The organism is Streptococcus sp. 27098_8_103 (assembly GCF_041432345.1).
GTDB lineage: Bacteria > Bacillota > Bacilli > Lactobacillales > Streptococcaceae > Streptococcus > Streptococcus mitis_BV.
The window spans coordinates 89,274-101,815 of the sequence record NZ_JAPVZK010000001.1 but is presented as its reverse complement, the minus strand read 5'-3'; the positions used below and the strand labels follow the sequence as shown (position 1 = coordinate 101,815).

Sequence of the window (12,542 nt, the reverse complement as noted above, 5' to 3'; positions counted from 1 at the left end):
TTGCTATGAAAGGAAAAAAACTCAATGGCTACTATTCAATGGTTTCCTGGTCACATGTCTAAAGCTCGTCGACAGGTGCAGGAAAATTTAAAATTTGTTGATTTTGTAACGATTTTGGTGGATGCACGTTTACCTCTATCTAGTCAAAATCCTATGTTGACCAAGATTGTTGGTGACAAACCAAAACTCTTGATTTTAAACAAGGCAGACTTGGCTGATCCAGCAATAACCAAGGAATGGCGCCAGTATTTTGAAGCACAGGGAATTCAGACACTAGCCATCAACTCCAAAGAGCAAGTGACTGTAAAAGTTGTAACAGATGCTGCCAAAAAACTCATGGCTGATAAGATTGCTCGCCAAAAAGAACGTGGGATTCAGATCGAAACCTTGCGTACCATGATTATCGGGATTCCAAATGCTGGTAAATCCACTCTCATGAACCGTTTGGCTGGTAAGAAGATTGCCGTTGTCGGCAATAAACCAGGTGTTACCAAGGGGCAACAATGGCTTAAAACCAATAAAGATCTTGAAATCTTAGATACACCGGGGATTCTTTGGCCTAAGTTTGAGGATGAAACTGTAGCTCTTAAGTTGGCTTTGACTGGAGCTATCAAAGACCAGTTGCTTCCTATGGACGAGGTGACCATTTTTGGTCTCAATTATTTCAAAGAACATTATCCAGAAAAGCTGGCTGAACGCTTCAAACAAATGAAAATTGAGGAAGAAGCGCCTGTTATTATTATGGATATGACCCGTGCCCTCGGTTTCCGTGACGACTATGACCGTTTCTACAGTCTCTTCGTGAAGGAAGTCCGTGATGGCAAACTCGGTAACTATACCTTAGATACATTGGAAGACCTCGATGGCGACGATTAAAGAAATCAAAGAACTCCTTGCTACTGTCAAGGACCTTGATAGCCCTATTATTTTAGATCTTGAAAAGGATAATCGCTCTGGAATTCAAAAGGAAATCAGCAAGCGTAAAAAAGCTATTCAGGCAGAATTGGATGAGGATCTTCGTTTGGAATCCATGCTTTCCTACGAAAAAGAACTGTATAAGCAAGGATTGACCATGATAGCAGGTGTTGACGAGGTTGGTCGTGGTCCTCTTGCTGGTCCTGTAGTCGCTGCAGCAGTTATTTTACCTAAAAATTGTAAAATTAGAGGTCTCAACGACAGCAAGAAAATTCCTAAAAAGAAACATCTGGAGATTTTCCAAGCAGTTCAGGACCAAGCCTTATCAATCGGGATTGGTATCATGGATAATCAGGTCATCGACCAAGTCAATATCTATGAAGCAACCAAACTGGCCATGCAGGAAGCAATCTCTCAGCTCAGTCCTCAACCTGAGCACCTTTTGATAGATGCCATGAAGCTGGATTTACCCATTTCACAAACATCTATCATCAAAGGAGATGCAAACTCTCTCTCTATCGCCGCGGCTTCTATAGTAGCCAAGGTGACACGTGATGAATTGATGAAGGAATTTGACCAGCAATTTCCCGGCTATGATTTCGCTGCTAATGCAGGATATGGAACAGCTAAACACCTGGAAGGACTGAAAAAAATAGGAGTTACCCCTATTCATCGGACCAGCTTTGAACCCGTTAAATCGCTGGTTTTAGGAGAAAAAGAAAGTTAAATTAGAAGGAATGATTATGGAGGAACAGTCAGAAACACTCAGTTCCAAGAAAGAATTTGCCTTTGCCTCGAGTACCATATTATCCCAAGTTGGACGAGGAATCATTGTTGGTCTCGTTGTTGGAATTATCGTTGGATCCTTTCGTTTCTTAATCGAAAAAGGCTTCCACCTGATACAAGGACTTTATCAAGATCAAGAGCATCTAGTGCGCAATCTTTTTATCATTGGTCTATTTTATTTAATAGTTTGTTGGCTCAGTGCGAAATTAACTCGGTCAGAAAAAGACATCAAAGGCTCAGGAATTCCTCAAGTCGAAGCAGAATTAAAGGGATTGATGACTCTCAACTGGTGGGGAGTTCTTTGGAAAAAATATATTCTAGGAATTCTTGCTATTGCCAGTGGACTTATGCTGGGGCGAGAGGGACCCAGTATTCAACTTGGAGCGGTAGGTGGTAAAGGAATTTCCAAGTGGCTTAAATCCAGTCCAGTGGAGGAACGCTCCTTGATTGCTAGTGGAGCTGCAGCAGGATTAGCCGCAGCCTTTAATGCACCAATTGCAGGACTTCTCTTTGTTGTAGAAGAAGTTTATCACCATTTTTCGCGCTTTTTCTGGGTGTCTACTCTCGCAGCTAGTCTCGTAGCAAACTTTGTCTCTCTGCTCATATTTGGGCTAACGCCAGTGCTAGACATGCCTGATAATATCCCTCTCATGACCCTAGATCAGTATTGGATATATCTCCTCATGGGAATTTTTCTCGGGCTTTCCGGTTTTCTCTATGAGAAAGCTGTGCTCAATGTTGGTCGAGTTTATGATTGGCTTGGTCAAAAAATCCATTTGGATAGAGCTTATTACCCAATTTTTGCCTTTATTCTCATCCTACCAGTCGGAATCTTCTTACCCCAAATCCTTGGTGGTGGAAATCAGCTGGTTCTTTCCCTAACTGAGCAAGATTTTAGTTTTCAAGTTCTATTAGCGTACTTTTTGATTCGCTTTGTTTGGAGCATGATTAGCTATGGAAGTGGCCTGCCAGGAGGAATTTTCCTACCAATTTTGGCACTTGGCTCCTTACTTGGTGCCCTAGTTGGTGTTATTTGTGTCAATCTTGGACTTGTCAGTCAAGAGCAATTCCCTATATTTGTCATTCTAGGAATGAGTGGCTATTTTGGAGCAATATCCAAGGCTCCCTTAACTGCTATGATACTCGTAACTGAGATGGTAGGAGATATTCGCAACCTCATGCCACTTGGTTTAGTAACCTTGGTCGCCTACATCATCATGGATCTACTCAAGGGGGCGCCAGTTTATGAGGCTATGTTGGAAAAAATGCTACCTGAAGAAGCGTCAGATGAAGGAGAAGTCACACTTATTGAAATTCCTGTATCAGACAAAATCGCTGGAAAACAGGTTCATGAACTCAATCTACCACACAACGTCCTCATCACAACACAAGTCCATAATGGTAAGAGCCAAACAGTTAACGGCTCAACCAGAATGTATCTCGGAGATATGATTCACCTAGTTATTCCAAAAAGTGAAATTGGGAAAGTCAAAGATTTGTTGTTGTAGTGATTTTTACATAATTTATGTTATGTAAAAAATAAACTTCTTAATTAAATATATTAGAAAACCGATTCTCAGCAATGAGATCGGTTATTTTTACATATAAGATATTTCACGTACAAATAATTGAGCTTTGGAAAAATAAGACTATAATTAAGTTAGAATTGATAATGCATAAAGCTAGAAAGGAGTTTACTGTATAAAATCTGTACAGTAAGATTAAAATCATGAAAAAGAAAACAATAGCAATTATACAATGTATTTTGTATCCCATAGCTCCTTACACAGCTCTTCAGTTAAGTAGAATGAACAGAAGTATCGTTACTGATAATCTCTTTTTTATTTTCCTTATTCTGTTGACTATTTCATTCTGGTTTAGTATTTGGAAACTAGAAAAAGCACTAGATAATGATTCACAATGAAACTGCAAAGATTTAAATCCATTTTACGCAAAAACTGGAAAATTTTGTACTTTTTCCTAAACAGTGGATAAGCCCTTGATACAACTGGGTTTAAGACGTAAAGTACACTCTCTAAAAATTGTACTTTATAATTGAAATGTACTTTATTTTAAGGCAAGATAAAGTACATTTTTTGATCCAGAAGCGTTCAATAAGTATCATTTATAAAGTACATTTTGGTAAAAAGTATTAATACTTTCAATTGTACATTTTTAATGAAAATATTTCTTTTCTAACCATTACAAAACTCGTGAATGTTGAATACTTAGTGGTATAATTAAAACATGACATATAGAAAGAAATACCCCTATGGAAAATAATCATAGTGAAGTTCAAAAAAATAAATTGACAATTAATAAAGTCCCAGTTCAAAACAAAAAGCTTACAGAAGCCCTTAGAGTTTTTCATGAGACACTTAATCATTCAAGGTTGATTGAGGTTCAAAATAGTATGCTACAAGCAAATAAAGCTGCGTTAGCCAGTTTTAATTTTTCTAAGCAAATAGCTGAAACCACTAAACCGTTTCTAACAGAAATAAACTCAGCCACATCTATTTTAAATAACCAAAGATATCTTAAAATTTTATCTGATACAGAAGCAGCATTTAGTGCAATTTCTTTAAAAACTCAAATAGATAATATCGGACGAATACTTGAGCCTATTCACAATATTTTTGATAAATCTGCTTTTAATTTTACTGAAAGTTTAAAAGAATTCTTAAAGAAATACCATGAACCTTATTCTGAAACAGAAGCAGAAGCAATAACTTTAAATATTGAAAAACTTGCTGAAGAAGGTTGGGTAATCTACCATAGCTATAGTGATGACTATCGAACAATCTGCACTATAGATTTTGAAGTATTGATAAAGGAGTGGCAAACTCTATTAAAAGAAGATCTTGAAGATAAGGAGCTTATACAAGAGTTAAAAGACTCAACGTATTACTCAGAACCCTTGATAGATTCTATGATCGAAAGTTATAGAAGCCAAAATTATTACGCTGCTTATACACTTGCTACAATAGCTATTGATGGTGCATTAAACAGATTTTCAGAACAATATTCAAATAAAGAAAAAATACTTGTAGGATACAAATCTGTAGATTTATTAAATAATAAAATTGTTAATAAGACGTTTTCTGATATTAGTCTATTTCATTGGTTATTCAAATTTTTTGTTCGTACTAATAACTTCACATTAGAAGAACCTAATAGGCACATGATTTGTCATGGGCGATGGGAACAGCCACTCTTTGAAACAGATTTTTTAAAGTTATTTAATGTACTTTTATGTATTCTAGAAAACTTTGAGTTTTTTCAGAGTGATTTTTTAAAATTACAGTGAATTGACGCTATTTGTTAAATAAAGAAAGTGATTTGAAAATGGATATTATTGTTAACACGGATTTTATTAATACTGTCATCACTTCTATAATTACGTCAGGGATTATCGGAGTCTTTATATCAGAATACTATCAAAGAAAAACTTTAGTTAAAAAAATGAAAAGAGATTTTGTGATAGAACTCTTTGCTAATAGATTTATGTTAAGAGAGGATTTTTCTGATGATGCAAATGAATTAAATAAAACTCTTGGTAAAATACCGATTATTTTTTCTGACAACCAAGAGGTAATTAGTTGTTATAAAAGAATGTTCCTTAATAGAAACGATGAAACTTTATTAAACTTAATCAAGTCCGTGTGTATGGATAAGACAGTTAATATTGATATTTCTAAGTGGGACGATAAGATGATTATGAAGACACTTTTTATAAAATAAAAATATTTTTAAGTACTACAAAAGTGTTTAACTCCTTAGTTGAATAAAGTAAAATAAAAGTACATTCTTAATAAGATGTACTTTTTCTTGTTTTGTTTTTTTGATAAGGCAAATTTAATTCCTTGTCTATCTAATTTATCTAATTGTTCCAGGAGATCTTGTTCATCATTTTTTGACCAGCCACCATTTTCATTGTAAGTGGCAGTAGATATTAGATAAGGCGAATCCAAAAAAAACAAAATCTCCAGTTTTAAAGTTTTGTTTTTTTTAAAATTCTCTAAAATCTAAAGAAGAAAAATTAATTTTGCGCTCTTGTAATAAAAGGATGAACTTTTTCAGCTTCTCAGCCATATTTATATTAAAATCTCTCTTTCCTGTTTAGCTATGATGAAAGTTCAAAAAAATTTTTTAGTTATTCAAAGGTTCTAAGTCTTTTTTTAAAAGCTTCATAACATCTTTCCGAAAAACTATAATTTTCTTGAAAAATGTGCAAGTCTATGCTATACTACTAGTAGACTTATTTATGGAGAAAATACATGAAACGTGAGATTTTACTGGAACGAATCGACAAACTAAAAAAAATCATGCCCTGGTATGTTCTTGAATACTACCAATCTAAGCTGGCTGTGCCCTACAGTTTTACAACCTTGTACGAATATCTCAAGGAATACGATCGATTTTTCAGCTGGGTTTTAGAGTCTGGTATTTCAAATGCTGATAAAATGTCTGATATTCCTTTATCTGTCTTGGAAAATATGTCTAAGAAAGATATGGAATCTTTTATCCTTTACCTACGTGAACGTCCTTTGCTGAATGCTAATACAACCAAACAAGGAGTTTCACAGACAACCATCAATCGGACTTTGTCAGCACTTTCTAGTCTTTACAAGTATCTGACCGAGGAGGTTGAAAACGATCAGGGGGAACCTTATTTTTATCGTAATGTAATGAAGAAAGTTTCAACAAAGAAAAAGAAAGAAACACTTGCTGCCAGAGCTGAAAACATCAAGCAAAAACTCTTTTTAGGTGATGAAACAGAAGGTTTCCTAACTTATATTGACCAAGAGTATCCACAACAACTTTCAAATCGCGCTCTCTCATCATTCAACAAAAATAAAGAACGTGATTTGGCCATTATTGCCCTTCTCTTGGCGTCTGGTGTCCGCTTATCTGAAGCTGTTAATCTGGATCTAAGAGATCTCAATCTAAAAATGATGGTTATCGATGTTACTCGAAAAGGAGGCAAACGTGACTCGGTCAATGTCGCTGCTTTTGCTAAGCCTTATTTAGAGAATTATTTGGCTATTCGAAATCAACGCTATAAGACGGAAAAAACAGATACAGCCCTTTTTTTGACTCTCTACAGAGGAGTTCCTAATCGTATCGATGCTTCCAGCGTTGAGAAAATGGTTGCTAAGTATTCTGAGGACTTCAAAGTGCGTGTAACTCCCCACAAGCTCCGCCATACCCTAGCAACTAGGCTCTATGATGCCACTAAATCGCAAGTTTTGGTTAGTCACCAGCTAGGTCACGCCAGTACACAAGTCACTGATCTCTATACCCATATTGTCAACGATGAACAAAAGAATGCTCTGGACAGTTTATAAATCACATAAAATAAATTATGTAAAACGCAGCTCAAAAAAAGAAGGTGCTAAAACAAGCAACTTCTTTTCTTTTTATCCCACTACCGCTTCAGCAATTTCTTCACGGCTAATACCAGCGAAGTAGCGTGTAATATCAATAGTTTCTAGAGCTTTAAGGACGTCTTCGCGTTCGTATTTAACGCCTCGAAGGACATCTTCTACTGCAGCAACGTCTTCAATACCAAAGAAGTCACCATAAATCTTGATGTCTTGGATTTTTGATTCAGTAACGTTAGCAAAGACCTCCACCTTACCACTAGTGAATTTTGTTCCACGACGGACGTTAAATTCAGGTGATTTACCGTAGTTCCAGTCCCAAGTACCGAACTTAGTATCCTTGATTCGATTGATTTCAGCCAATTCTTCCTCAGAAAAGACGTATTCAGTCATCTCTGGATACTCTTTTTTCATGTATTTCAAGAGCAAATCACGGAATTCTTCAACTGTGATTTTTTCTGGTAATTCATTGACAATATTGGTGACACGGGCGCGGACGGATTTCACACCTTTTGACTCAAATTTGTCCTTTGAAACCTTGAGGGCGTTAGCAAGGACTGACAAATCAACGTCAAAGAGCAAGCAACCGTGGTGCATGATACGACCATTGATATAGGCTTGGGCATTGCCACAGAACTTCTTACCATCAATCTCAAGGTCATTACGACCTGTGAACTCAGCTTTAACCCCAAGTTGAGCTAGTGTATTGATAACTGGAGTTGAGAAGCTCTTAAAGTCAAAAGCCTTGTTTTCATCTTCTTTTGAGATGATTGTGTAGTTGAGGTTATTTAAATCGTGGTAAACAGCTCCACCACCACTGATACGGCGGACCACCTCAATCCCATTTTCTCGAACATAATCACGGTTGATTTCTTCGATAGTATTTTGGTGACGACCAACAATGATAGATGGCTTGTTAATCCAAAGTAGGAAGATTTGTTCCTCATCCAAAAGATGTTTAAAGGCATATTCTTCCAAGGCAATATTAAAGGCAGTGTCGTTTGAATGATTGATAATATATTTCATGATATCCCTTTATACGATAGAGACTGGAAATAACCGTCCAGTCCAGTCTAGTCTATCTTTCTTTTATTTTTTCTTAGGTGAATGGATAGCCATTCCTAGAACATCCGCAAATGCTTCGTACATCACTTCAGAGTAGGTTGGGTGTCCGTGGATGGTCTTCAGCATTTCTTCAACAGTAATTTCCATTTCGATAATGCTTGACGCTTCGTTAATCAATTCTGCAGCTGCAGGACCGATGATATGAACACCAAGGATTTCTCCGTATTTCTTATCTGCAATGACTTTTACGAAACCTTGAGCAGCATCTGAGGCAATGGCACGACCGTTAGCAGCAAAGTTGAACTTACCAATAGCTACATCGTATTTCTCACGGGCTTGTTCTTCAGTCAAACCTACTGCTGCTACTTCAGGAAGAGTATAGATAGCTGCAGGAGTCAGATTCAATTTGGCAACAGCATGGTTTCCTTTAAGAGCATTTTCAGCGGCAACTTCCCCCATACGGAAGGCGGCGTGCGCTAACATCTTAGTACCGTTGATGTCACCTGGTGCGTAAATACCTGGAACAGAAGTTTCCATGTATTCGTTGACCTTGATGCGGCCACGATCCAATTCAAACTCAACCTCTCCAATACCTTCAAGATCTGGCACACGACCGATTGAAAGAAGGGCTTTGTTTGCGATGATATCATCTTTTCCTTCAACTTTGATACGGAGTTTGCCATCTTCTTCAATGATTTCTTGCAGTTTAGTACCAGTCAAGATGGTCATTCCTTTACGCTCAAGGATCAAGCGAAGGTTCTTAGACACTTCTGCATCCATAGCTGGCACGATACGGTCCATCATTTCAATAACAGTTACTTTTGAACCAAATGTCATGAAGGCCTGACCAAGTTCGATACCGACAACACCACCACCGATGATAACAAGGCTTTCTGGTACTTCGTTCATTTCAAGAATGTCATCACTAGTCATGACAAGTGGAGATTCCATACCAGGGACGTTGATCTTGCTGACTTTTGAACCACCAGCAAGGATGATTTTCTTGGTTTCAAGCAATTCAGAACCATTTACCAAGACATTCTTGTCTTTAGTAATAGTACCGATACCCTTATGAACAGTAACTCCGTAGCTACGAAGAAGACCTGCAACTCCACCAACCAAAGTATTGACAACCTTAGACTTGGTTTCAAGGAGTTTGTCCATATCTACAGTGAAGTTAGGATTTTCAATCACGATACCACGGTTTGCTGCATGACCGATGTTTTCGATGATTTCAGCGTTGTGAAGGTAGGTCTTGGTTGGAATACAACCACGGTTCAAGCAAGTTCCACCGAGTTCAGATTTCTCAACAAGGGCTACCTTCCCACCAAGTTGGGCTGCTTTAATCGCTGCAACATAACCAGCAGGGCCTCCACCAATCACAACGATATCAAAGGCATCATCGCTCTTACCATCGTCGTTTGAGGCACTAGCTGCAGGTGCAGGGCTAGCTTCTGGGGCTGCTGCTCCAGTTGTTGGGATGTTTTCCCCTTCTTCACCAAGGTAACCGATAACTTCCGTTACAGGGACAGTTTCACCGTCTCCTTTGAGAATGGCAATCAAGTACCCATCTTCTTCGGCTTCCAATTCCATACTGACTTTGTCAGTCATGATTTCCAAAAGGATTTCTCCTTCTTTTACAAATTCTCCGACTTTTTTATTCCATTGGACGATTTGTCCTTCTGTCATATCCACGCCGGCTTTTGGCATAATTACTTCTAAGGCCATGTCTTCCTTCCTTTATCTATATTTTAAAAATGAATACTCTTGTTCTTAAATCAACATTGAGATTGGATTTTCAATCAATTCTTTCAAATCTTTCATAAACTTAGCACCAGCCATACCATCTACGACACGGTGGTCAATTGTTAAACCAAGACTCATGATTGGGCGAATGACAATCTCACCATTGACGACAACTGGCTTCTCGATTGTCGAACTGACACCAAGGATAGCTGAGTTTGGCTGGTTGATAATCGGACCAAAGGACTGAACGCCAAACATTCCCAAGTTACTAATTGTGAATGTTGAATTTTGAAGTTCACTTGGAGCCAATTTACCAGCCAAGGTACGACCAATAACATCCTTGAAGGCTACAACCAGTTCAGAAAGACTCATCTTCTCAGCATTGTAAACAACAGGCGTCATCAATCCATTATCCATCCCAACTGCCATGGCCAGGTTGACATAGTTATGAGTGATAATAGTCTTGCCATCTTCTGTCAATGAAGCGTTGATGTATGGGTGTTTCATCAATGTCTTAACAACGGCTAATGAAAGAAGATCAGTAACCGTAATTTTCTTACCAGTTACTTCCATGATTGGTTCAAGGACTTTCTTACGAAGAGCCAACATTTCAGTCATATCAACTTCATAGTTGAGCGTGAAGGTTGGCGCAGTTAGGTAAGATTCAACCATGCGTTGGGCAATAACCTTACGCATTGGTGTCATTGGAATACGCTCGATTTCACCGTATGGTGTTACATTATCAGGAACTTCTTCCACTTTTTCAATCTGAGCAGGAGACTTGATGGTATCGTTTTCGATATTTTCAGGAAGCAGGGCCAAAACATCCTTCTTCATGATTTTACCACGATGACCAGTTCCTTGGATTTCCTGCCAAGCAATGTTATGTTCGAGGGCAATTCGTTTTGCAAGTGGCGAAATGCGAACCACATTTGTGTCTTTATAAGTTTCCACGTCTTCTTTGTGGACACGACCGTTTGCACCTGAGCCAGAAACGTCGTAAAGGTTGATCCCTAGATCATCCGCTAACTTTCTAGCTGCAGGAGTCGCTCTTAACTTGTCATCAGCCATGACCTCTCCAATTCTATTATAAGATACTAAGGGCGTCAAAAGTCAAAGTGAAAATAGGAAACTTGACGAAGAAACTTTAGTTTCTAGGAAAGTTTATCTTTTTCACACAGACTTTAGCCCGAGTTCAATTAAATGATACAAAGGGCGTTAAAAGCGACTGAAAAATAGGAAATCGATGATGGCTTCGATGAAGCCAAGGAGATTTATCTTTTTTCAGAGCTTTTAGCCCGTGCTCAACTCTACAAGCAACTTGGATACAACACGTATCTCAAGTTGCTACGGTTGCCGCTATTAGGCGACCAACCTAGTAGACTTACTAAGTTTTTTATCGAATATTATTGATTCGTCAAAAAACTGTCACAACTTTACAAATAACTTGGGTACGTAATGCATCTCAAGTTGCTACGGTTGCCACTATTACGCGGTCAACCTAGTAGACTTACTAAGTCGTTCGTCGAATAACATCGATTCGACTCTCTCCTGTCGCAAATTTGCAAATAACTTGGATACAATACATATCTCAAGTTACTAAAGTTAAAAACAACCGTTGTTTTACATAATTTATCTTATGTAGTTCTATTCTTTGTTATATGTTTTACGGATGGCATCTTTGATACTTTCAACTGTTGGAATCATTGCATTCTCTAGGTTTTGTGCGTAAGGCATTGGCACATCTTCTCCTGCACAGCGGCGGATTGGTGCATCTAGATAGTCAAATGCTTCTGACTCTGAAATAATAGCTGAAATCTCTCCGATATAACCGCTTGTTTTGTGGGCATCGTTGACCAGAACAACTTTACCTGTCTTCTTAACTGAGTTAATGATGATATCCTTATCAAGCGGAACAAGGGTACGTGGGTCAACAATCTCAACAGAAATGGCTTCTTCTGCTAATTCTTCAGCAGCTTGAACCACACGGCGAAGCATTTTTCCATAAGTAACAACTGTTACATCCGTTCCTTCGCGTTTGATTTCCCCAACACCAAGTGGGATTGTGTAGTCTGGATCAACTGGCACTTCCCCTTTTTGGTTAAATTCTGACTTGTACTCAAGAATGATAACAGGGTTGTTATCACGGATAGAAGACTTGAGCAGTCCTTTCATGTCCGCAGGTGTACCTGGAGCCACAACCTTAAGTCCAGGAATATGAGTAAACCAAGACTCTAGTGATTGCGAGTGCTGGGCTGCAGAACCAACTCCATTACCAGCAGCGCATCGAACAGTCATTGGAACCTGACCTTTACCACCAAACATGTAACGTGTTTTAGCTGCTTGGTTAACGATATTGTCCATGGCAATAACCGAGAAATCCATGAAGGTCATATCGACGATTGGACGAAGGCCTGTCATGGCTGCTCCTGCTGCTGCTCCAGAAATGGCAGCTTCAGAAATCGGACAGTCACGGACACGTTCTGGACCAAATTCTTCGAGCATTCCAACAGAAGTTCCGAAGTCTCCTCCGAAGACGCCGACGTCTTCTCCCATCAAGAATACATTTTCATCGCGACGCATTTCCTCAGACATAGCAAGGATAATGGTGTCACGGAAGGACATTGTTTTTGTTTCCATTTTATC

The 12,542-nt window shown here is 38.4% G+C and carries 10 protein-coding genes; 6 read left to right on the top strand and 4 right to left on the bottom strand.

Going from position 1 to position 12,542, the window contains the following annotated elements:
• The first annotated feature begins 24 nt into the window (after window positions 1–24).
• The 6 genes from ylqF to xerS all read left to right on the top strand — a co-directional run bounded on the left by ylqF (window position 25) and on the right by xerS (window position 7,049).
• On the top strand, window positions 25–876 hold the full coding sequence (gene ylqF / locus O3599_RS00385) for a ribosome biogenesis GTPase YlqF (protein WP_247939188.1): 852 nt from the start codon (window positions 25–27) through the stop codon (window positions 874–876).
• On the top strand, window positions 863–1,642 hold the full coding sequence (locus O3599_RS00380; protein ID WP_247939189.1) for a ribonuclease HII: 780 nt from the start codon (window positions 863–865) through the stop codon (window positions 1,640–1,642). Before ylqF ends, O3599_RS00380 begins: the two co-directional genes overlap by 14 nt.
• A gap of 16 nt (window positions 1,643–1,658) precedes the next feature.
• Window positions 1,659–3,209 carry a ClC family H(+)/Cl(-) exchange transporter gene (locus O3599_RS00375; protein WP_237446880.1) on the top strand — a complete coding sequence of 517 codons (1,551 nt, stop codon included), beginning with the start codon at window positions 1,659–1,661 and terminating at the stop codon, window positions 3,207–3,209.
• 764 nt (window positions 3,210–3,973) lie between these two features.
• A complete protein-coding gene (locus O3599_RS00370) occupies window positions 3,974–5,008 on the top strand; it encodes a hypothetical protein (protein ID WP_049550854.1) in 1,035 nt (344 codons plus the stop codon).
• Between the two features lie 38 nt (window positions 5,009–5,046).
• Window positions 5,047–5,442, top strand: a complete 396-nt coding sequence (locus O3599_RS00365) for a DUF6680 family protein (protein ID WP_049550853.1) — start codon at window positions 5,047–5,049, stop codon at window positions 5,440–5,442.
• Between the two features lie 536 nt (window positions 5,443–5,978).
• The gene (xerS, locus tag O3599_RS00360) at window positions 5,979–7,049 is read left to right on the top strand and encodes a tyrosine recombinase XerS (protein WP_045606765.1); all 1,071 of its coding nucleotides are present in this window, start codon (window positions 5,979–5,981) and stop codon (window positions 7,047–7,049) included.
• Window positions 7,050–7,121: 72 nt separating this feature from the next.
• On the opposite strand, the gene O3599_RS00355 is transcribed toward xerS, so the two are convergent.
• From O3599_RS00355 to O3599_RS00340, 4 genes are all read right to left on the bottom strand, one after another.
• Entirely contained in the window at window positions 7,122–8,111 is a 990-nt protein-coding gene (locus O3599_RS00355; RefSeq protein ID WP_247939190.1) for a lipoate--protein ligase, read from the bottom strand.
• Between the two features lie 63 nt (window positions 8,112–8,174).
• Window positions 8,175–9,878: a dihydrolipoyl dehydrogenase gene (gene lpdA, locus O3599_RS00350; protein ID WP_247939191.1), complete on the bottom strand. Its 1,704-nt coding sequence runs from the start codon at window positions 9,876–9,878 to the stop codon at window positions 8,175–8,177.
• 45 nt (window positions 9,879–9,923) lie between these two features.
• Window positions 9,924–10,967 (bottom strand): dihydrolipoamide acetyltransferase, encoded by a 1,044-nt coding sequence (locus O3599_RS00345; protein WP_247939192.1) that lies wholly within the window; start codon window positions 10,965–10,967, stop codon window positions 9,924–9,926.
• A gap of 576 nt (window positions 10,968–11,543) precedes the next feature.
• Window positions 11,544–12,536 carry an alpha-ketoacid dehydrogenase subunit beta gene (locus tag O3599_RS00340; RefSeq protein WP_247939193.1) on the bottom strand — a complete coding sequence of 331 codons (993 nt, stop codon included), beginning with the start codon at window positions 12,534–12,536 and terminating at the stop codon, window positions 11,544–11,546.
• Window positions 12,537–12,542: the final 6 nt, after the last annotated feature.